This is a genomic window from Bacillus pumilus (genome assembly GCF_003431975.1).
Lineage (GTDB): Bacteria > Bacillota > Bacilli > Bacillales > Bacillaceae > Bacillus > Bacillus pumilus_N.
Genome location: NZ_CP027116.1, coordinates 3,282,154 through 3,302,568, shown reverse-complemented (window position 1 = coordinate 3,302,568; position 20,415 = coordinate 3,282,154). Strand labels below are relative to the sequence as shown.

At 42.6% G+C, this 20,415-nt stretch carries 21 protein-coding genes and 1 tRNA gene; 18 read left to right on the top strand and 4 right to left on the bottom strand.

The genetic code is table 11. From position 1 onward, the window contains the following. The first annotated feature begins 35 nt into the window (after positions 1-35). The 6 genes from C5695_RS17155 to C5695_RS17130 are packed head-to-tail and all read left to right on the top strand — an operon-like array spanning position 36 to position 4,422. Positions 36-500: an 8-oxo-dGTP diphosphatase gene (locus C5695_RS17155; protein WP_117731866.1), complete on the top strand. Its 465-nt coding sequence runs from the start codon at positions 36-38 to the stop codon at positions 498-500. A gap of 39 nt (positions 501-539) precedes the next feature. Beyond that, positions 540-1,427 (top strand): RNase adapter RapZ, encoded by an 888-nt coding sequence (gene rapZ / locus C5695_RS17150; RefSeq protein WP_187441817.1) that lies wholly within the window; start codon positions 540-542, stop codon positions 1,425-1,427. Continuing rightward, positions 1,428-2,387 carry a gluconeogenesis factor YvcK family protein gene (locus tag C5695_RS17145; protein ID WP_117731862.1) on the top strand — a complete coding sequence of 320 codons (960 nt, stop codon included), beginning with the start codon at positions 1,428-1,430 and terminating at the stop codon, positions 2,385-2,387. It begins immediately after the preceding gene. A gap of 17 nt (positions 2,388-2,404) precedes the next feature. After that, entirely contained in the window at positions 2,405-3,355 is a 951-nt protein-coding gene (gene whiA, locus C5695_RS17140; RefSeq protein ID WP_003213321.1) for a DNA-binding protein WhiA, read from the top strand. A 26-nt stretch (positions 3,356-3,381) separates the two neighbouring features. Further along, positions 3,382-3,639, top strand: a complete 258-nt coding sequence (locus C5695_RS17135; RefSeq protein ID WP_034660075.1) for an HPr family phosphocarrier protein — start codon at positions 3,382-3,384, stop codon at positions 3,637-3,639. Positions 3,640-3,678: 39 nt separating this feature from the next. After that, positions 3,679-4,422, top strand: a complete 744-nt coding sequence (locus C5695_RS17130; RefSeq protein ID WP_117731860.1) for an arylamine N-acetyltransferase family protein — start codon at positions 3,679-3,681, stop codon at positions 4,420-4,422. 49 nt (positions 4,423-4,471) lie between these two features. On the opposite strand, the gene C5695_RS17125 is transcribed toward C5695_RS17130, so the two are convergent. Then, positions 4,472-4,960, bottom strand: a complete 489-nt coding sequence (locus tag C5695_RS17125; RefSeq protein WP_117731858.1) for a ribonuclease — start codon at positions 4,958-4,960, stop codon at positions 4,472-4,474. Between the two features lie 184 nt (positions 4,961-5,144). Next, positions 5,145-6,122, bottom strand: coding sequence for a 2-hydroxyacid dehydrogenase (locus C5695_RS17120; RefSeq protein WP_117731856.1), 978 nt, complete (start codon positions 6,120-6,122; stop codon positions 5,145-5,147). Positions 6,123-6,676: 554 nt separating this feature from the next. Here C5695_RS17120 and C5695_RS17115 point away from each other — a divergent pair. Together C5695_RS17115 and C5695_RS17110 are read left to right on the top strand one after the other, a co-directional pair. After that, positions 6,677-7,258, top strand: coding sequence for a beta-class carbonic anhydrase (locus C5695_RS17115; protein WP_117731853.1), 582 nt, complete (start codon positions 6,677-6,679; stop codon positions 7,256-7,258). Between the two features lie 37 nt (positions 7,259-7,295). After that, on the top strand, positions 7,296-8,918 hold the full coding sequence (locus C5695_RS17110) for a SulP family inorganic anion transporter (protein ID WP_117731851.1): 1,623 nt from the start codon (positions 7,296-7,298) through the stop codon (positions 8,916-8,918). A 28-nt stretch (positions 8,919-8,946) separates the two neighbouring features. Here the strand turns inward: C5695_RS17110 and C5695_RS17105 are convergent, their stop codons facing one another. Then, entirely contained in the window at positions 8,947-9,276 is a 330-nt protein-coding gene (locus C5695_RS17105) for a MazG nucleotide pyrophosphohydrolase domain-containing protein (RefSeq protein ID WP_117731849.1), read from the bottom strand. Positions 9,277-9,412: 136 nt separating this feature from the next. Between C5695_RS17105 and C5695_RS17100 the strand changes: the two genes are divergently transcribed. Continuing rightward, on the top strand, positions 9,413-9,991 hold the full coding sequence (locus C5695_RS17100) for an LOG family protein (protein ID WP_117731847.1): 579 nt from the start codon (positions 9,413-9,415) through the stop codon (positions 9,989-9,991). A gap of 59 nt (positions 9,992-10,050) precedes the next feature. On the opposite strand, the gene clpP is transcribed toward C5695_RS17100, so the two are convergent. Beyond that, a complete protein-coding gene (gene clpP, locus C5695_RS17095; RefSeq protein WP_034660066.1) occupies positions 10,051-10,647 on the bottom strand; it encodes an ATP-dependent Clp endopeptidase proteolytic subunit ClpP in 597 nt (198 codons plus the stop codon). Positions 10,648-10,900: 253 nt separating this feature from the next. Here clpP and C5695_RS17090 point away from each other — a divergent pair. From C5695_RS17090 to abc-f, 9 genes are all read left to right on the top strand, one after another. Continuing rightward, positions 10,901-10,976, top strand: a tRNA-Arg gene (locus tag C5695_RS17090). A 314-nt stretch (positions 10,977-11,290) separates the two neighbouring features. Further along, the gene (locus tag C5695_RS17085) at positions 11,291-11,755 is read left to right on the top strand and encodes a DinB family protein (protein WP_117731845.1); all 465 of its coding nucleotides are present in this window, start codon (positions 11,291-11,293) and stop codon (positions 11,753-11,755) included. Positions 11,756-12,014: 259 nt separating this feature from the next. Then, the gene (locus C5695_RS17080) at positions 12,015-13,184 is read left to right on the top strand and encodes a macrolide family glycosyltransferase (RefSeq protein WP_117731843.1); all 1,170 of its coding nucleotides are present in this window, start codon (positions 12,015-12,017) and stop codon (positions 13,182-13,184) included. A 322-nt stretch (positions 13,185-13,506) separates the two neighbouring features. Then, positions 13,507-15,138, top strand: coding sequence for a nickel ABC transporter substrate-binding protein (gene nikA, locus C5695_RS17070; RefSeq protein ID WP_117731841.1), 1,632 nt, complete (start codon positions 13,507-13,509; stop codon positions 15,136-15,138). Positions 15,139-15,153: 15 nt separating this feature from the next. Further along, on the top strand, positions 15,154-16,083 hold the full coding sequence (gene opp1B / locus C5695_RS17065) for a nickel/cobalt ABC transporter permease (RefSeq protein WP_117731839.1): 930 nt from the start codon (positions 15,154-15,156) through the stop codon (positions 16,081-16,083). Between the two features lie 5 nt (positions 16,084-16,088). Further along, positions 16,089-16,976, top strand: coding sequence for a nickel/cobalt ABC transporter permease (gene opp1C / locus C5695_RS17060; RefSeq protein WP_117731837.1), 888 nt, complete (start codon positions 16,089-16,091; stop codon positions 16,974-16,976). After that, complete coding sequence (locus C5695_RS17055) at positions 16,939-17,754, top strand: ABC transporter ATP-binding protein (protein WP_117731835.1); 816 nt, start codon at positions 16,939-16,941, stop codon at positions 17,752-17,754. Before opp1C ends, C5695_RS17055 begins: the two co-directional genes overlap by 38 nt. Further along, a complete protein-coding gene (locus C5695_RS17050) occupies positions 17,748-18,518 on the top strand; it encodes an ABC transporter ATP-binding protein (RefSeq protein ID WP_117731833.1) in 771 nt (256 codons plus the stop codon). Before C5695_RS17055 ends, C5695_RS17050 begins: the two co-directional genes overlap by 7 nt. Before the next feature lie 332 nt (positions 18,519-18,850). Beyond that, positions 18,851-20,410 (top strand): ribosomal protection-like ABC-F family protein, encoded by a 1,560-nt coding sequence (gene abc-f / locus C5695_RS17045; RefSeq protein ID WP_222928675.1) that lies wholly within the window; start codon positions 18,851-18,853, stop codon positions 20,408-20,410. Positions 20,411-20,415 lie beyond the last annotated feature (5 nt).

Below are 20,415 nucleotides of genomic sequence, written 5' to 3'. Positions count from 1 at the left end.
ATAGGTTAAAGACATAAAAGAGAAGGTGACAGCTGATGCAACGAGTAACCAATTGTGTGCTGCATCACGAAGACCAAGTTCTCTTGCTGCAAAAGCCGAGACGGGGCTGGTGGGTAGCGCCGGGCGGTAAAATGGAAAGCGGAGAATCGGTCAAGGATTCAGTCGTTCGAGAGTTTAGAGAAGAAACAGGTATTTATATTTTAAATCCTCAGTTAAAAGGTGTTTTTACTTTTACAATAAAAGAAGGCGATCAAATCGTTCAAGAGTGGATGATGTTCACCTTTATGTCAGATTCATTTACTGGAAAAAACGTGACAGAGTCGGAGGAAGGTATTTTAAAGTGGCACGATGTCAAGGATGTGCCTCATTTACCGATGGCTCCAGGAGATTCCCATATTCTTGATTTCATGCTGAAGGGAAAAGGACTGCTGCACGGTACTTTTACGTATACACCTGATTTTGAATTGATTGCTTATCGGTTAGATCCTCAAGGAGACTAATATATGAACCGTTTTCATAAAGAAGGAGAGGAAGCAGGCATGAATACGCACAAACAAGAAGATATTCAGCTTGTGATTATTACAGGAATGTCAGGTGCGGGGAAAACCGTTGCCATTCAAAGCTTTGAAGACTTAGGTTATTTCTGTGTAGATAACTTGCCGCCGTCACTTTTACCGAAGTTTCTAGAGCTCATGAAGGAATCGAATTCTAAGATGAGCAAGGTAGCGCTTGTGATGGATTTGCGCGGACGTGAATTTTTTGACAGCTTAATTGCAGCCTTAGATGAAATGAGTGATCTTGACTGGATCATACCAAGAATTTTATTTTTAGATGCAAACGACAAGGTGCTTGTCTCAAGATACAAAGAAACGAGACGTTCACACCCTCTTGCGACAACAGGATTGCCGCTCGAAGGAATCGCGATGGAACGCGATCTGTTAGAAGAGTTAAAAGGCCGGGCTCAAATGATTTTTGACACATCGGACTTAAAACCAAAACAGCTGCGAGAAAAAATTGTGACGCACTTTGCGACCAATCAAGGACAGGTGTTTACAGTAAACGTGATGTCCTTTGGCTTTAAGTACGGTCTCCCGATTGATGCTGATCTTGTATTTGACGTGAGATTCCTGCCGAATCCTTACTATATCGAGAGCATGCGTCCACAGACTGGAAACGACGAAGAAGTGCGTTCCTATGTAATGAAGTGGAGCGAGACACAGAAATTCACAGAGAAATTAATCGACCTGCTCAGCTTTATGCTTCCATCCTACAAACGAGAAGGAAAGAGCCAGCTTGTGATCGCCATTGGCTGTACAGGCGGACAGCATCGATCGGTGACGCTTGCCAATTACTTATCGGAGTATTTTAAAAATGATTACTATACACATGTCACTCACCGGGACATTGAAAAGAGAAGTCGAAAATAGATGACGACACTTCCAAAGGTAGTCATTCTTGGCGGGGGCACTGGCTTATCTGTATTGCTCAGAGGGTTGAAAACAAAGCCAGTGGACATTACCGCTATTGTAACGGTTGCTGATGACGGAGGCAGCTCAGGCAGACTGAGGCATGATTTGAATATTCCGCCTCCTGGTGATATTCGAAACGTCCTTGCGGCTCTCTCTGATGTTGAACCGCTTGTAGAAGACTTATTTCAGCACCGTTTTAACAAAGGGAATGACTTAACAGGTCACTCTCTTGGCAACCTCATTCTTGCGGCCATGACAAATATAACCGGTGATTTTTTTCATGCCGTCACAGAAATGAGCAAGGTGTTAAATGTGAGAGGAAAAGTGTTGCCAGCAGCGAATTCAAGTGTTGTACTTCATGCTGAATTAGAGAATGGGCAAGTGGTAACAGGAGAATCAAAAATCCCAACCTACGGTGAACGAATTAAACGAGTGTTCCTCACACCCGATACCATTGAACCGCTCCCAGAATCGATTCAAGTCATTCGTGAAGCTGATTTAATCGTTATTGGCCCAGGCAGCTTGTATACAAGTATTTTACCAAACTTACTTGTACCGCATATTGGTGAAGAAGTGATTCGCTCAAAGGCGAAGAAAGTGTATATCTGCAATGTCATGACGCAGCCGGGGGAAACGCTTTCCTATAGTGCAGCCGATCATGTGCAAGCATTAAACGATCATATGGTTCGTCCATTTATCAATACTATATTTGTGAACAATAAAGAAATTCCAGAAGAAATTAAAGCAAAATATGCCGAAGAACAGGCTCAGCCTGTACAGTTCGACACAGATGTACTTAAAGCAATGGGACTGGAAGTCATCCCTGGGGAAATCATTACATATGACCAGCATGTGATTCGTCACGACACGCTGAAAGTAGCCTCGCTGCTTGTCGATCTGTTACATCAGAAAAAATAGGAATGGGGGTGGCAAGGATGTCATTTGCATCCGAAACAAAAAAAGAGCTGACTAATCTGGACGTGAAGGACTGCTGCACTAAAGCAGAGCTTTCTGCCCTCATCCGTATGAACGGTTCATTATCTTTTTCTAATCGAAAATTGATTTTAGATATACAGACAGAGAACGCAGCCATCGCAAGACGTATTTATACACTGCTCAAAAAGAAATACGATGTGACAGTCGAGCTACTCGTTCGTAAAAAAATGAGATTAAAAAAGAATAATGTGTATATTGTCAGACTGGTAGAACGAGCAAAAACCATTTTAGAGGATTTGAAAATATTAGGTGAGCAATTTGTATTTGAGCGCAATATTTCTGAAGAGCTCGTCAAAAAAAGATGCTGCAAGCGCTCCTATATGAGAGGTGCTTTTTTAGCAGGCGGTTCTGTAAATAATCCAGAAACATCTTCCTATCACCTTGAGATTTTTTCACTCTATAAAGAACATAATGATGCTCTTTGTGAGCTGATGAATCAATTTCATCTCAACAGTAAAACACTTGAGCGTAAAAAAGGATACATCACGTATATGAAAGAAGCTGAAAAAATTACGGAATTCTTAAGTGTTGTAGGTGCACATAACTCACTTCTTCGCTTTGAAGACGTTCGGATCGTCCGTGATATGCGGAATTCCGTGAACCGGCTTGTTAATTGTGAAACAGCAAACTTGAATAAAACGATTGGTGCATCACTGCGTCAGGTCGAGAATATTCAATTTATTGATGAAAAAATTGGACTTGATGCCCTGCCCGACAAGCTGCGTGAAATTGCAAAACTGCGAGTCGATTATCAAGAGGTCACGCTGAAGGAACTGGGAGAAATGGTGGAGAGCGGCAAGATCAGCAAATCAGGGATTAATCACCGTTTAAGAAAACTAGATCAAATTGCAGAGCAATTACGAAACGGACAAGCTGTTACACTCAAATAGGAGAATGAAAAAGGGAGGCAGATCATATGGTGGAAAAAACAGTCACCATCCAGTTGAAAACAGGCTTGCAGGCACGACCGGCTGCTTTGTTCGTACAAGAAGCCAATCGCTTTGGAGCTGAAATTTTTCTAGAGAAGGACGGGAAAAAGGTCAATGCAAAGAGCATTATGGGTCTCATGAGTCTTGCAATCAGCTCTGGGGTCACTGTTACACTAATAGCTGATGGTGCAGATGAACAAGAAGCCATTGATGCGTTAACGGATTTTATCAATCAAGAAAACTGAGTCTTTTCACAGGCTCAGTTTTTTTAGGAGGGAATGTGCATGATGCAATCAGCTTTTTTACAGAAGATCGGATACGAAGGCCAGTCCATCACCTTCCATGACTTGCCTGTATTATTAAAAAAGATGGCCTATACCTTTCCATTTGAAAATAGATCTGTGCTGAACAAACAATCCTATGGCTTGAATCAAGAAGGATTGAAGCAGCATCTTCTTGAAAGCAGCAGAGGAGGGCTTTGCTATGACCTCAATCCGCTCTTATATTATGTGTTAAAAGAGGCAGGGCTCGCTGTGCAGCTCGTTCAAGGGACTGTGTATAACAAGGAAGCGGAGATGTGGGCACTTGATGGGACGCATGTAGCCATCGTCCTAAAACATCACAACGAGCGATTCCTCCTTGATGCAGGGTTTGGTGTGAATTTACCTCTTCAGCCCGTCCCTTTTACAGGTGAATGGGTGGAAGCGCCGTCCATTCGTTTTCGCGTGAAGGCGGAGGAAACAGAAAAAGGGACCCACTTACTCCAATTGGACAGGGGAGCGGGTGCTGAAACAGGCTATGCTTTCACATTAAAAGAAGTGGGTGAGGATACATTGACGCAATTACGGCAGGAGATTTATGAAAATGAAGCCTCACCTTTTAACAAAAGGCCGCTTGCTTCCAAGCTGACACCAACAGGACGTGTAGTCGTCACAGAGGATCATGTCACCACACATGAACATGAAGAAGTGTCGAAAAAACCGCTGCCTCTGCCTTTTAACGAATATGTGAAAAATCTTTTACCATAAGCAGCATCAAAAAACAGCCCTACGTCCAATGGGGCTGTTTTTTGATTGATTATCGAATACGAGTGAATGTCGCGTAATGGTCTGTTGTTTTGTAAATGAGCCAGTCGCTTGAATACACGAGGCGGTCAGCATTGCGGAAGCCTGAAACGTAATTGATGTCTGCTTCACGCCATGTTCGGCCGCTTGCTGAAGGAAGACGACCTTCCCGGTTAGAGAAAACATCTCCACCGATGCTTTTGCCTGGGGCAACCTCTGCTAGATTTCCCTTTGACGCTACCCATCCAAGGGCACTTGCTTGTGATTTTGTAATGTAGTTATCAGGCAGGCGTTTGTGTTGAATTAAATAATCTGCTACCCCATCAAACGTATTAATGACCGCAAGGGTTCGCACATCTGATGCAAGTTGAATAGAAGCTATTTCATTCGTGGCTGTCGGTGTAAGAGGTGTTTCTGCATGGGCTTGCTGCGGAATAAATCCAGAAAACAGAATAGCAGCGATCAGAGCAAACATAGTAAAAACCGAACTGATTTTTTTCATCTTCATCCTCCTATTAAGGAAATTGGATGCTGTCCTCTTGATGCTTGTCTACTTCATATTATAGCACCCGAACATAAAGGAAATGTAAAGAATGAGACTCTTTGCTAAAATGAGGCTTTTCTCCTGATATTTTTCAGATGAAATAAATAAAAAGACGCAGTCCCGTTTCCTGCGTCTTTTCCGATTAAGATGAGGCGAGCTCTTTCACCACATCAACAGGGGCTTTGCCATCAATGCCGTGAATCACATTATGAATGGCTCGTTTCAGCATAAGATCCCGTGTTGTTTCAGTAGCGGAACCGATGTGAGGAGCAAGGGTGACATTGTTCATCTCTTTGAAAGGGTGATGCTCCTCGAGCGGTTCCTGCTCAAACACATCAAGACCTGCGCCTTTGATCCAGCCCTTCTGAAGCGCTTGAATGAGGCTTTTTTCATCCACTGTTTTCCCGCGGGAGATGTTTACAAATAAAGCGGTTTGCTTCATTAACCTCAATTCGCGTTCTCCAATCATATGATACGTTTCATCGGTCAGCGGTGTAATCAATACAATAATATCAGCCTGCTTTAGCAGGTCATCCAGAGTGCAATATAAAGCGCCGTACGCCGATTCAGCCTTTTCATTCCGGCTTCGATTATGATACAGCACGTTCATATCAAAGCCGTGTGCGGCACGTTTGGCTACTTGCTCTCCGATACGTCCCATCCCAATGATGCCGAGCGTTTGATGATGGACATCGATGCCAAAGATATCTTCTTCCTGTACAAATTTAGTCCATTTCCCTTCGCGGATAAAACGATCAAGCTCAGCGATTCGTCGTGCCGAAGATAGAATAAGTGAAAATGCAAGGTCAGCCACAGTATGATCGAGTGTATGAGGCGTGTGCGTACCAATGACGCCTCTTTGCCTCATCGCTTCTATATCGAAGTTGTCATAGCCAACAGAGTTATTGCTTACTACCTTGAGTTTTGGTGCGTGATCTAATAGCTCTTGATCGATTTTCGTTCCAGACGTTAAAAGTCCGTCAGCATGCTGTAGTTTTTGAAACAAAATATCTTTTGGAATGGGGTCTTTGGATTGCCACACCTCGTATGTACAATGTTCCTTTAGCATTTCCTCAAAAGAGGCAGGTAAAGGTTTGGCGACAAAAATGTGTGGTGTCACAGTCAATTCGCTCCTTTCACATGATCATCTTGCTCCTTTTATTATAAAGCAACTATTTCGGCGAAACACGTTTGAATGTTGGTTACTCAATATTTAATATACTGAAATAACGGTGATAGGGAGACATTTTCTTAGTGAAAAAGTAAATTCATATGCCATCTGATGCATGTTTTACATAGATGAAAATCCGCTAATAGTAGATGTGTCATGTGAAATTGCCGATTTTTACGAGAGATTATCTGACAAACTGGAAAATAGATCGAGAATTTTTGATAGAAAAATGATTATATTTGAAACATATTAAACGGGATTAGCATATTCTACTAAACCATTTCATCGTTTTTTGGCGATCAAAGAACAGTAGATTAAAAGCAAGACCGCGTCTCCCTTGCGATGAAGCAGAAAATAGAGAAAACGGTGACATTTTTTCTCATCGTTTTCTCATTTTTTTCTTTTTTTTCTATCATTTTTCTTCTCTATGCTTGAGAACACACGAAAGAAAAGGGGGATAGGCTGGGGCTTACGTGACTGACAAAAGGATAGGAGATGGCAAAATGGGATCAAAATTAGAACAGATACTTCAGCACAATTCAGAGTTTGTACAAGAGAGACATTATGAGCCTTATAAAGCGGGAAAATTTCCTGAAAAGAAATTGGTCATATTAACTTGTATGGATACACGTCTTTTGGAACTACTGCCGCAATCCATGGGGCTGCGCAACGGGGATGCGAAGATCATTAAAAATGCGGGCGCCATTGTCACACATCCGTTCGGCAGTGTGATGCGGAGTATTCTATTAGCCATTTATGAGCTGAAAGCAGAAGAGGTATGCATTGTAGGACATCATGAATGCGGAATGGCAGGTCTTGCGGCAGATCCTTTACTGGAAAAGGCGAAGGCACGCGGCATTGAAGAGAAATGTTTGTCTATTGTGAAAAACTCAGGAGTTGATTTAAAGGGGTGGCTGACAGGCTTTGATTCAGTGGAAGAGAGCGTATCCCAAAGTGTGAAATTGGTCAAAGAGCATCCGTTAATGCCTAGTGATGTGGCTGTTCACGGACTAGTCATTCATCCGGCAACAGGAAAGCTGGATGTCGTTGTAAAAGATAAACAGATCGACCCGCAGTATACCTAAATCATCTACACATACTTGAAGGAGGCCAACACATACCATGCGTTTTTATGGAAGATTTGAAGGATATGATTCATCAAAATTTAGACGCGATTTAATCGCTGGGCTTGTCGTGGGCGTTGTGGCAATTCCTTTAGGCATGGCATTTGCCATTGCATCTGGTGTCGGACCAGAATATGGATTATACACAGTCATCGTTGCCGGCATTTTGATTTCATTGTTTGGTGGTTCAAAGTATCAGATTGGCGGGCCGACTGGGGCGTTTGTTCCGATTTTATTTGGTATCGTCAGCCAGTATGGTATTGAAAACTTACTCATTGCTGGTTTTATGGCAGGCTGTATGCTTGTATTATTCGGAATATTCAAACTAGGAAAGCTCATGAAATTTATTCCTCGTCCGGTTATCATCGGCTTTACTGCTGGCATTGCTGTCATTATTTTTTCAGGGCAGATTGCCAACTTCCTCGGGTTAAAGGGTGTTGAAAAGCATGAAAGTTTTTTCCTCAATATGAGAGAAATCGTGGTCCATCTCGGTACCGCAAACAGTCTCGCCATTCTCACAGCTATCGTTGGGCTCATCGTGATTTTGGCGGCACAAAAATACATTCCCAAAATACCTGGTGCTCTATTAGGCCTATTGGCTTCAACATTTCTAGCTGTTCTCTTTTTCCAAGGACAAGTTGAAACGATCGGCTCGGCATATGGCGAGATCCCTCGCCAGCTGCCAAGCTTCGCTTTTCCTGAATTAACGATTGAAAAAATGATATACCTCCTGCCTCCAGCGATTGTCATTGCGCTTTTAGGCGGAGTGGAATCAATTTTATCCGCAATGGTCGCAGACAATATGAAGGGCTCAAAGCATGACAGCAATAAAGAGCTTGTCGGGCAAGGAATTGCCAATATGGCGGCACCGCTGTTCGGAGGAATTCCGGCGACTGGGGCGATTGCCCGTACGGCAACAAATATCAAAAATGGAGGAGCAAGCCCGATTTCTGGTGTGGTGCATGGCGTTGTGGTGCTGCTCATCTTAATGCTCTTTGCACCATATGCGTCCATGATTCCACTTGCTGCGATGGCACCGATTTTAATGTTTGTGGCTTGGAATATGAGTGAGAAAAAAGAATTTATCAATATTGTCAAAGTGAAAAATGCGGATTCACTTGTACTTGTTGTGACATTCCTGTTGACGGTCATCGGTGATTTGATTATTGGCGTCACCGCAGGTCTCATTTTAGCCTTTATCGCTTTTATCAAAAAAATGAGCCAGACGACGAGCATTCATCCAAACATTGCGGTCCCCCAAATGGAAACAGCAGCTGCTTTAGAAAAACAGACAGACCAGCAAGGCATTAGTATGTACGCCATTGAAGGGCCATTGTTTTTCGGAACAACAGATTCACTGGAAAACTCGATTCTGGACCATGTTCAGACAAAGCCGAAAACGCTCATTCTACTCATGAATAAAGTTAATTATATGGACACATCAGCAGAAGCGGTGCTGATGAATATCTCCAATCGGTTAAAGCACCATAATGGTAAGCTGATGATTGTCGGACTTCAATCACAGCCGAAAGAGCTTTTGCGTCGGACAGGTCTTTTCCATCATATTGGAAAACAGCATTTCTTTGAACGAACAGATGATATTTCACCACAGCATCTATAAAAGTGGAAAAAAGCACGTGACGATGTGGTCACGTGCTTTTCAGTTCTGAAAAGCGCTTTGTAAGCTTCTGTTGATGAGAGGAGAAAATCTCTTCGACTGTGACATCATAGAGATCGGCTAAAATAAGTAGATTCCCTAATACATCTCCCATTTCTTCAACGAGTTCTTTCTTTAACTCAGATGATTTTTGTTTTTGCTCGTCAGGCCGGTCACGTCCGATTTCGATGGCTCTAACAGCGCGAGCGAGTTCGCCTGTTTCTTCCATCAGGAACCCTAATCGGATAAACGGTCCGTATTCTGTCCAATTTCTCTTTTTGTAAAAACCTTTGATCCATTTCTCCATCTCATTTGTTTGCATTCTCTTTATACAGCTCCTTATATGGTGTGCACCTTTTGATTTTACACTATATATAGATGAAGCGGCTGTTTTTTAAAAAACAATTATAGTAGAATGAGTAGGTGAAGAAATCATAGAGAGAGATGGAGCTGTTTTGATGAAAACGATTTGTGTGTTTGCTGGTTCGAATCCAGGCGTGAAAGATGTCTACAAACAAAAGGCTGTCGAGCTGGGTGCATATATGGCAGAGCAAGACATTCGTCTTGTATATGGCGGTTCACGAATTGGCTTAATGGGTGCTATTGCAGACGAAGTTTTAAGAAAAGGCGGGCAAGTCATTGGGGTCATGCCTAAAGGGCTTTTTAGAGGAGAAGTTGTGCATCAGGAGCTGACAGAGTTAATTGAGGTAACAGGAATGCATGAACGAAAAGCGAAAATGAGCGAGCTGGCCGATGGGTTTATTGCGATGCCGGGCGGCTTTGGTACATATGAAGAATTATTTGAGGTGCTATGCTGGGCACAAATTGGCATCCATCAAAAGCCAATCGGATTGTATCAAGTGAATGACTATTTCAATCCGCTTATGGATATGGTGAAGTTTAGTGTACAGGAAGGTTTTTCGAATGAATCCCACCTTCAATTGTTACATGGTTCCAGCGAACCGGAGGAATTAATCAAGCAGATGGCTTCTTATCGAACACCAACTCTTCAGCAGAAATGGACGGAGCTGTCGTAAAGCGTGTTTTCAACACAAAAAACCGTCTGTTCAAAGAGCAGACGGTTTGTTTTGTCATATTATTTTTGTTCTTCTGAATTACGGGTCAAGACTTTGTCAATGAGTCCGTATTCAAGAGCTTCTTCCGCTGTTTTGAAGTTGTCGCGATCTGTATCGCGCTCAATGACTTCAATTGGCTGACCAGTACGTTCAGCAAGTACTTGGTTCAATTTGTCGCGTAAAGAAAGGATTCGTTTTGCCGCAATTTCAATTTCTGTTGCTTGACCTTGGGCTCCACCTAGTGGTTGGTGAATCATGACTTCACTGTTTGGAAGGGCATAACGCTTACCTTTTTCACCAGCAGCAAGCAGGAACGCACCCATTGATGCAGCCATACCAATACAAATGGTTGAAACCTTTGGTTTAATAAATTGCATCGTATCGTAAATGGCCATACCAGCTGTAATTGAACCGCCAGGGCTGTTAATGTAGATAGAAATATCTTTTTCTGGATCTTCAGCTTCTAAGAAAAGCAGCTGTGACACGATGGAGTTGGCAACATTGTCATCGATCGCAGAACCAAGCATGATAATACGGTCTTTTAAAAGACGAGAATAAATGTCGTAAGCTCTTTCCCCACGATTTGTTTGTTCAATGACTGTAGGTATTAAATTCATAATGTTCCTCCTTCACCTTTTAGGTAAGTATGTAATTCAATGATACATTTTTGGTCAATAAAGGTCAAACAAAACGCTGACCTAAATTCAAATACCCTTACCCATTTTCCCCAAAATCATTCCCCTTCAAACCATCATATTAGTCTATGGTTTCAAAAGAAGAAAATACATCATTACGACGAATGATTAATCATTGCTTTCTTGCAGCATTTCCCTTATAATTTGATATGCTGACGTTCAAAAAACATATCGTGCGCTCGTAGCTCAGTTGGATAGAGCGGTGGTTTCCGGTACCACGTCTGCCGGGGGTTCGAATCCCTCCGAGCGCGTCTATAGTATCCGATAGGATTCGATTTATAATTTGTGAAAAAGCAGAAAACCCTTTGAAATAAAGGGTTTTTTGTTTTTTATGAGTGGTATTGTGTGAGTAAATTGAAAGGAGCTTCACTATTTATTATCGTTTAAGTGAAGTAGTTCATTTTGTATCAAAAAGCACAGATTAAAATTGTTAAAAAGACAAATTTTTCTATGATAGCGATTAAGTGAAGTTAATCTATAATTGGAGTATAAAATCATTTGAATCAACGATATTTTCAAAGCTTGTTCAACTAAAAGGGCAGAATCCTTTAATAAGGAGGCACTAATGAATTGTGAAAGTGTTTTACATCAAATTGAAGTAGCTGTTAAAACATTAATAAAAATAGTCAGTCAATTAGAAGAAGATGATTTACAAAAAAGACCAACACCTCATAAGCAGTCTATCGGAGAGTTGCTGGAACACATTGCGATCATTTGTGAAGCTGACTGGCGTATTGCTAATGAGGCTACCCAAGAAGAGATGGAAAAGTTTTATGCTAATGTATCATATAAAACTTTAAAGTTGATAGAAAATGGTTTAATGACTAATTTTCATTCCTTAAAAAATCATTATATGAAATTATCGGACACAGAACTACTGTCTCGTACCACTTCTTATTGGGGTGTGACATATACAAGGTATGAGTGGTTGTTAGAAATATTAGCACATGTATATCATCATAGGGGACAATTACATGCTATGCTTGTTCACTGTTACAATAAAGACCCCAAAATTTTAATGTTTGAATAATGTTCTTCAACTTCAATCAATGAATTTATCTGCTGATCCGATCCAAATTGAAAAACAGTCTGCTACGTTTAAACAAATGTTGCTCAAAAAATAATAGAAAAAAGACAAAGAACTTAACTTGGGGCTTTGTCTTTTTTTGATATTTTCTTAAAATTTACTAGCCATAAGACTCATTTCTGCCCTTTACAGGCGTATTTGTTGAGCCTGCTTGCTGTATATGATTAACATGGAAGAGAATTGACAATGAGGAGGGCTTTTTGTGGCGAAGATTTTATTGATTACATTTCCCGCTGAGGGACATGTGAATCCTATGTTAGGGATCATCAAAGCATGGGCAGACCGAGGAGATGAAGTACATGCGGTCACAACTGTACATTATGAGGAACGAATTAAACGCTTAGGCGCTCACGTACATAAACATCCAGACTATATTCGCACATTACATGTGGACGAAGGAAATCTTGATTCCATGCAGCCGTTCTTTCATGCCATGCTGCAAACATCATTTGATATTTTAGAGGTGGTGGAAACACTTTCTCAGCAGCATTCATTTGATTTTGTCTATTTTGATATGTTTGGGGCAGGGGAGCTTGTTCGAGATTACTTACAAATTCCGGGAATCGGTTCAAACCCATCTTTTGTGCTGCAAGAGGCGCATTTTGATACACCTCTATACAGAAAGGATGAGAAAGCCGATCATCTGTTAGAAAGCATACAAGAGCGTTTTGGCGTTCAGCCAACGCGTTTGATGCAATTCATGAAAAATCGCGGAGAACTGAATATCGTGTATACGAGTGAATATTTCCAGCCGTCTGTTGATGCAGTGAACGACTCGTTTGTTTTCATTGGACCGAGCTTTCTAAAAAGGGCAGATCAGCATGATTTCCCGCTAGAATCACTTGAACAAGAAAAAGTCATCTTTATTTCAATGGGCACTGTTCTTGGCGATACAGAAGCATTTTTTAATATGTGTATCGATGCCTTTGCCGATTTTGACGGAAAAGTGGTAATCGCAACAGGTGAAAAAGTGGATCGCTCTCTCTTGAAAGAAGCGCCTTCTCATTTTCTGATCGAGCCTTATGTGCCGCAGCTTGAAGTGCTCGAGCTGACAGATGTGTTTGTGACCCACGGGGGAATGAACAGTGTCAATGAAGGCATTCATTATCACGTTCCGATGGTCGTCATTCCGGTCGACAAAGATCAGCCGATGGTTGCCAAAAGACTGACGGAATTATTTGCTGCCCGTGCACTTGATAAAGATCAGCTGACAGCAAAGCAGCTACGAGAAACCGTGGATGCTGTTTTGGGAAGCGACACGTATCGTGCTGGGATTGAAAAAATTGAAGAAAGCTTCCAAACAGCAGGTGGAACAGAAAAAGCATTGCGGGTAATCGATCAATGGATGCTTGCGAAACAGACTCAATCATGAGTCTGTTCAGCGTGTAGACAAACCCTCGCATTCGGTGTCAGGTCTGCGCTCCGGTGCTCACGAATGTCAAATTCGCTCCGCTCCGGTACTCGTCCTTCCTAGACTTCAAAGGTTTTCTATCACGCTGAAAAGAAGACAAAGGGCTAAAATAAAAATCATTTTAGCCCTTTGTCAATAATCTGAACAGACTCAATCATGAGTCTGTTTTTTTGATGAAAAAAGAGATTGTATTTGCCATTTCTGTATGCTATTATTCAATTCGTAATCATTTCGATTAATTAAACGTAATGATTACGATAATATAGATTTGGGGGAAGTAAATATGAGTGATCAGCCTGTTTACATAAAGAAAAAGCATCCATATGTGACATACACCTTGATGTTGTTTTCAGTCATGGCTTGTTTTTTATTGGCATCATGCTCTGATAACAAAGCATCTTCTAATATGAATGACAGAGAAGAAGATGAGCTAGTGTATGCAAGTACAAAAGATATAAGGGATATCAATCCCCATTTATATGCTGGAGAAATGGCCGCTCAAAATATGGTGTTTGAATCGCTTGTTGTTAATACTGAGAAAGGCGTTCAGCCTGCCTTAGCGAAAAGCTGGGACATTTCAGAGGATGGCAGAACCTACACCTTTCACCTGCGAAAAGGTGTGACTTTTTCAGATGGTGAGCCTTTTAATGCAAAGGCTGTGAAAATGAACATGGACGCCGTTGTTAAAAACATCGAAAAGAACGCTTGGCTGAATCTCGTATCCGAAATCAAATCCACGAAGGCTGTGGATGACGATACATTTGTTCTTACGTTAAAAGAGCCTTATTACCCTACGTTAGAAGAACTGGGCTTAACACGTCCCTTCCGTTTTATTTCTCCAAAAAGCTTCATTGATGGAACGACTGCAAAAGGAGTTCAAAGCTATGCAGGCACAGGTCCTTACGTGCTAAAAGAACATAAAAAAAATCAATATGCCGTTTTTGAAGTGAATGACCACTACTGGGGGGAAAAGCCAAAAATCTCAACAGTGAAGTGGAAAGTCATGCCGGATCACCAAACGATTTTACTTGCCCTGCAAAAAGGAGAAATTGATCTCTTATTCGGTGCAGATGGTGACATGATTGACGGAGACTCATTCCATGCTTTAAAGGAAGCGGGTCAATATGGTGTGACCGTGAGTCCTCCGGTTGGTTCAAGATCGATCGTCATCAATTCAAACCAGCCGATGACAAAAGATCCGAAAGTCAGAGAAGCGTTTCAATATGCCATTCAAAAAGAGATGATCACAAAGGGCATTTTAAATGGAACGGAACAGGTCGCACATACGCTGCTTGCCCCGTCAGTTCCTTACGCAGATATCCCGCTGAAAAAGAAAACCTATCAAAAAGAGAAAGCAGAGGCATTACTGGATGAGGCAGGCTGGAAGCTGAAAGAAGACGGCTACCGCTATCAAAATGGCAAAAGGCTGAGTGTCGCCATTTACTATAATTCCGATAATGCAGGCGAAAGAACGATAAGTGAATCGATCCAACAAGATTTCAAGCAAGTTGGGATCAAACTGGATATTAGAGGAGAAGAAAAACAGGCATTTTTAGACCGCCAGAAAACAGGGAAATTCGATCTGATGTACTCGCTATCGTGGGGACTTCCTTATGATCCACAAACCTATGTTTCTTCGTTCCGCGTCGCATCACATGCTGATTATCAAGCTCAACTAGGGTTGAAGAAGAAAAAGTGGCTGGACGAGACGATTACGAAAGTATTGGTAGAACGAGATGAGCAAAAGCGGAAACAAATGTATCGAGACATCTTGACGTATATTCATGATGAAAATATCTATATCCCAATCTCTTATTCTGTGACAAAGGCCGTCTATAATAAGCGCCTGAAAGGTATTGGTTTTCATGTGTCACAGTATGAAATTCCCTTTGACCGTATGTATTTTTCGTCATAAAGAGGGGGCGGAGACATGACACGCTATCTCTTAAAACGAATATTGCTGCTTTTTCCGCTCATGATGTTCATTACTTTCTTTGCCTTTGTCCTGCTGACGATGCGGGCAAATGATCCAGCTGAGGTTGCTTTGCGGGTGAATCAAGTGACGCCAACAGAAGCCATGATTGAATCGATGCGGCAGGAGCTAGGCTTAGATCAGCCATTTCTTATACGATATGTCACATGGCTCAAAGATGGACTAACAGGGGATTTTGGTAGGAGTTATGTTACACAGGAGCCAGTTTTTGATCTTATCATGGAGGCGCTGCCTGCCACATTGCAGCTTGCAGGAGCAGCGCTCTTTTTCATCATTGTACTGAGTTTGTTACTCGGAGTGATCTGTGCATATGCTGCGCATACATGGGTGGATCGAGTACTGCGCGCTTTTGTATTTATCGCTGCTTCAATGCCTAGTTTTTGGTTAGGGATTTTGTTTATTTGGCTTTTTTCTGTCAAATTCAATTGGGTCAATACGAGTGGAATGGAAGGGTTCAAATCCATTATTCTCCCAGCTGTCACACTATCGCTGGGCTACTTATCGACCTATGTGAGACTCATTCGCAATCAAATTCTGAAATTTCAGCATGAGCCATTTGTTTTTTATGCAAGAGCTCGCGGATTAAAGGAACGGGCTGTTCAATTGAAAGTGATGAGACATGCGCTTCAATTAGCGGTGACAGCACTTGGTATGTCTATCCCGAAACTCATTGCTGGCACGGTTATTATTGAAAATCTTTTTGCTTGGCCAGGGGTTGGCCGGTTGTGTGTAACAGCTATTTTCCATGCCGATTTCCCTATTATTCAAGCCTATTTATTTGTGATGGGGTTCCTTTTTGTTGTGTGTAACCTCATGGCTGATGTTGTGCAAATGACCATGAATCCGCAGCTGCGAAAGGAGGCCTGAGAACGATGATAGGGTGGAGTCAATTAAAAAAAGACCGCATGGCGGTTCTTTCTATCTGGCTGTTAGTACTTGTCGCTTTAGCAGGACTGTTTGCACCAGTATTAGCACCACATGATCCAACAGAAACAAACATTCTTCAAAAATATGCCGGCATCAGCCTTACTTATCCGCTCGGAACGGATCAGCTCGGAAGATGCGTATTATCACGGCTTTTATATGGGATTCGGACCACAATGCTTGCGGCCATGCTGACAATGTGTCTGACGATGCTCATTGGCACCTCACTTGGACTCATGGCGGGCTTTTTCCGAGGAAAGGTGGACGGAATGTTGATGAGGCTGTGTGATGTCATGCTCTCCTTCCCAGCAGAAGTGATGATTCTAGCTGTTGTGGGGATACTTGGGCCTGGACTGTTCAATATTATTTTGGCAAATGTTCTAGCGAAATGGGCCTGGTATACAAGGATGATTCGTTCGTCTGTTTTACAATATGCGAATGAACCATCTGTTCAGTTTGTAAAAGTGTCTGGCGGCTCCTCCTTTTATATACTAAGGAAGCATCTATTCCCTCGCATATCTGGAGAAATTGCTGTCTTTGCCACGCTTGATGCGGGCTGGGTCATCTTAAATATATCTGCTCTGTCTTTTCTCGGGTTAGGTGTGAGCGCACCTACACCGGAATGGGGCATGATGCTAAACGAAGCGAAGAATGTGATGGTGACCCATCCAGCCCATATGCTTGCGCCTGGACTCGCGATCTTATTTGTGGTCATGGCGCTGAACTTTTTAGGAGACAGCCTGCAGCAGGCCACGACCCCTGCCATGTATCATTTCAATAAGAAGGGAGCGAGACCATTTGCCTTTTATCGACGTAAAAAATCTGTCCGTACATGATCCAGTGCAGCAAAAGGATATCGTGGCGAACATGACGTTCTCCTTACAACAACAAAGCTGTTTAGCGGTAATTGGAGAAAGTGGAAGCGGAAAATCCACCGTCGCAAAAGCGTTAATTGGCTTGGTTCCACCTTCGTTAGAAGTGGAGGGAGCGATCATGTTGGATGGCGAGTTATTGACAACTCAGACAGCTGAGCAGTGGAGAGGCAAGCGGATTGGCTTCATCTCACAGGATGCGATGAATGCGTTCAATCCTATCGAAACCATTGGTCATCAAATGATGGAAACGTTCCAGCGGCATTTGGGCTTACGTGGAAATGAGGGAAAAGCACATGCCATCGCTGGACTGGAGCGTGTTCATTTGAAAAATCCAAATGAATTGCTGAAACAATATCCTTACGAATTATCTGGCGGTATGCTTCAACGAGTGATGATTGCGATCACGATGATGCTTTCTCCTCATGTGATCATTGCCGATGAACCAACTGCGTCGCTCGATGCATATAATCGGCGTGAAGTCATCATGCAATTACAGAGGCTGAAAGAAGAAACAGGTGCCGCCTTGATCATCATTTCGCATGATTTAGGCGTTGTTCAGGCGATCGCTGACGAGGTGATGGTGATGCATCAAGGCGAGAGGCTTGAGCATCGCCCAGCTGAAAAGCTATTCACATCGCCTGAGCATCCTCAAACAAAGCATTTAATTGAGACGAGACATCGATTATCTGCGCCTCTTGACGCATTGCGGCAGCAGAGAGTGAGGGCTTTCCCATGTTGATCACAGCCGATGGGCTCATCAAACATGGAGAGAAGAAAGGTTTTTTTTCCAGGCAAATGCGGTCAAAACCACGCATATCAAACGTCTCATTTCAAATCGAAAAAGGACAATGTGCTGGGTTAGTCGGTGAGAGCGGCAGCGGCAAAAGTACATTGGCACGTATCCTGCTCGGTTTAGAAAAAATAGACAGCGGCGAAGTAAAGATTGATGGGAAGCCAGTTGACGCGTGGCGGAAGATGAACCGAGGAAAAATGAGTGTAGTCTTTCAGGATTATCGATCTTCTGTTCATCCTTCCTTTACGGTGAAAGAGATCATTGCTGAGCCTCTGCGCTTGTTAAAGCAGGAAAAGAATGTGGATCAGAAGGTTTTATCGTTGCTTGAACAAGTCAGACTGCCCTCTTCTTTACTAAACCAGTATGCTCATCAGCTAAGCGGCGGTCAGCTCCAGCGAGTGTGCATCGCCCGAGCCATATCAACGCATCCAGCCATTCTTATACTAGATGAAATTCTCAGCTCACTGGATGTCTCTGTTCAGGTGCAAATTTTGGAGTTGCTTGAGACATTAAAACAAGAGCTAGACATGACCATCCTTCTCATTACCCATGATGTAGAAGCAGCGGTGTATCTATGTGACCGTCTCCTATTTTTACATGAAGGAAATGTAGTGGAAGAATGCAAAAAGGACGATCTATTTGATGTGTCTCATCCATTTACACTGAAATTAATGGATTCACTCATGCCATTTCAGCTTGACAAAAAATAACCAATCTTTTATCGTATACGTAACAAACGACGGAAGGGTGACCCAATGCAATGAAGTACTAATCCTATGACCTGTAAGCAAAATGAAAAAACGAAGGCATTGAGCAAACCATTGGTTTGCCATGTTTGCTACGTTTTCATTTTTTAGCTTCGGAATAGGATGGTACAGCTTGGGAATCAAAGAATGAGATGATTGAGTCGGGGGATGTGTATGTTCAAATTTGAACGGCACGTCACCTTGGATTGATCCGCTTATTTTTGTACACCATTTTGCCTCCTATTCTGAGAATAGGAGGCTTTTTCATGTCTCCTGATACGAAAGGAGAGGGTTGGATGTTAGTCAAAGCCAATCAGTTAAAGGTGTTTCGAAAAGATCGCTTGTTATTTAATATTGAGGAGCTTGCCATCCATCAAGGAGACCGCATCGGCCTTGTCGGGATAAATGGCAGCGGGAAAACGACTTTATTGCATGTGCTGGCAGGGCAAGAGAAACCAGACAGTGGCACATTTGCTGCCACAACGACTTGTACACTCCTTCCTCAGCTGAAGCAAGCGGAGGGCACACAGAGTGGTGGTGAGATGACCCAGACTTATATTGAAAGTGCGTTAAACCGCCCGTCTGCGCTTTTATTAGCAGATGAACCGACGACTCATTTGGATACAGAGCACATTGAGTGGCTGGAAGAGAAGCTACATCATTACCAAGGGGCACTCATTGTCGTTTCACATGATCGTGCTTTTTTAGATGCCGTATGTACGGAGATTTGGGAGCTGGATGATGGACGGCTCAATCAATACAAAGGCAACTACACGTATTTTGCACAGCAAAAAGAGCTGGCCCATCGTCAGCAGAAGGAAGCATTCGAAGCTTACACACAAAAGAAAAAACAGTTAGAGCATGCGCTGGAAAAAAAGAAGAAAAAAGCTGACAAAGCAACAAAGCCATCTCAAAAACTAAAATCTTCAGGGCCAAAAATGGCAAAACCCTACTATGCAAATAAGCAAAAAAAGCTGCAAAAAACAGCCAAATCCATTGAAACAAGGATGGAGAAATTAGAAAAGGTTGAGAGAGTAAAGGACATTCAGCCCATTCAAATGACTCAGCATACAATGAAGGAAGTAGCGAGTCGTACCGTTTTGCGGGTAGAACATGTAGATGGCAAAGCGGGCGATCGATTGCTTTGGAAGCAGGCAAATGTGGAAGTGAGAGGCGGGGACAAAGTCGCCATTATCGGAAAAAATGGGAGCGGCAAAACGACATTTCTCCGAATGCTTGTGAATGGACATCGTGGAGTTTTTCGTTCAGAAGCCGTCAAGCTTGGCTATTTTCGTCAGGATCTTTCTGGACTGAAGGTAGATGAATCGATTTTACAAAATGCACTGAAAGAGGCTGTTCAAGATGAGACAGTGGTTCGAACAGTTTTGGCGCGTCTTGGGTTTCGAGGGGATGATGTATATAAACCTGTAGGGGTGTTAAGCGGGGGGGAACGGGTGAAGACCATGCTTGCATCCTTACTTGTCAGCGATGCCAATGTCCTCATGCTGGATGAACCGACGAATTTTCTAGATCTGGCGGCAGTCGAAGCGCTTGAAGGGCTATTGAAGGATTACCCAGGAACTGTTGTGTTTGTTTCCCATGATCGCAGACTGATCGAAGAGGTGGCCACTCGCATTTTCCATGTACACGAAAAACGCATTGAAGCATTTGACGGCACATATGAAGCGTATAAACAAAAGGAAGACAAACCAGCTGCTACACAAAGAGAAGAAGAGCTTCTGATAATTGATATGCAGCTGTCAGAGGTGCTCAGCCGTTTAAGTATTGAGCCGACTCAGGAGCTGGAAGAGACGTTCCAAGCATTATTGAAACAAAAGAAGTCTTTGGAGTCATAAAAGAA

Excerpts from the sequence above, each read along its gene's own strand:
- C5695_RS17155 (WP_117731866.1), top strand. The coding sequence starts at position 36 with ATGCAACGAGTAACCAATTGTGTGCTGCATCACGAAGACCAAGTTCTC.
- rapZ (WP_187441817.1), top strand. The coding sequence starts at position 540 with ATGAATACGCACAAACAAGAAGATATTCAGCTTGTGATTATTACAGGA.
- C5695_RS17145 (WP_117731862.1), top strand. The coding sequence starts at position 1,428 with ATGACGACACTTCCAAAGGTAGTCATTCTTGGCGGGGGCACTGGCTTA.
- whiA (WP_003213321.1), top strand. The coding sequence starts at position 2,405 with ATGTCATTTGCATCCGAAACAAAAAAAGAGCTGACTAATCTGGACGTG.
- C5695_RS17135 (WP_034660075.1), top strand. The coding sequence starts at position 3,382 with ATGGTGGAAAAAACAGTCACCATCCAGTTGAAAACAGGCTTGCAGGCA.
- C5695_RS17130 (WP_117731860.1), top strand. The coding sequence starts at position 3,679 with ATGATGCAATCAGCTTTTTTACAGAAGATCGGATACGAAGGCCAGTCC.
- C5695_RS17125 (WP_117731858.1), bottom strand. The coding sequence starts at position 4,960 with ATGAAAAAAATCAGTTCGGTTTTTACTATGTTTGCTCTGATCGCTGCT.
- C5695_RS17115 (WP_117731853.1), top strand. The coding sequence starts at position 6,677 with ATGGGATCAAAATTAGAACAGATACTTCAGCACAATTCAGAGTTTGTA.
- C5695_RS17110 (WP_117731851.1), top strand. The coding sequence starts at position 7,296 with ATGCGTTTTTATGGAAGATTTGAAGGATATGATTCATCAAAATTTAGA.
- C5695_RS17105 (WP_117731849.1), bottom strand. The coding sequence starts at position 9,276 with ATGCAAACAAATGAGATGGAGAAATGGATCAAAGGTTTTTACAAAAAG.
- C5695_RS17100 (WP_117731847.1), top strand. The coding sequence starts at position 9,413 with ATGAAAACGATTTGTGTGTTTGCTGGTTCGAATCCAGGCGTGAAAGAT.
- clpP (WP_034660066.1), bottom strand. The coding sequence starts at position 10,647 with ATGAATTTAATACCTACAGTCATTGAACAAACAAATCGTGGGGAAAGA.
- C5695_RS17085 (WP_117731845.1), top strand. The coding sequence starts at position 11,291 with ATGAATTGTGAAAGTGTTTTACATCAAATTGAAGTAGCTGTTAAAACA.
- nikA (WP_117731841.1), top strand. The coding sequence starts at position 13,507 with ATGAGTGATCAGCCTGTTTACATAAAGAAAAAGCATCCATATGTGACA.
- opp1B (WP_117731839.1), top strand. The coding sequence starts at position 15,154 with ATGACACGCTATCTCTTAAAACGAATATTGCTGCTTTTTCCGCTCATG.
- opp1C (WP_117731837.1), top strand. The coding sequence starts at position 16,089 with ATGATAGGGTGGAGTCAATTAAAAAAAGACCGCATGGCGGTTCTTTCT.
- C5695_RS17050 (WP_117731833.1), top strand. The coding sequence starts at position 17,748 with ATGTTGATCACAGCCGATGGGCTCATCAAACATGGAGAGAAGAAAGGT.
- abc-f (WP_222928675.1), top strand. The coding sequence starts at position 18,851 with ATGTTAGTCAAAGCCAATCAGTTAAAGGTGTTTCGAAAAGATCGCTTG.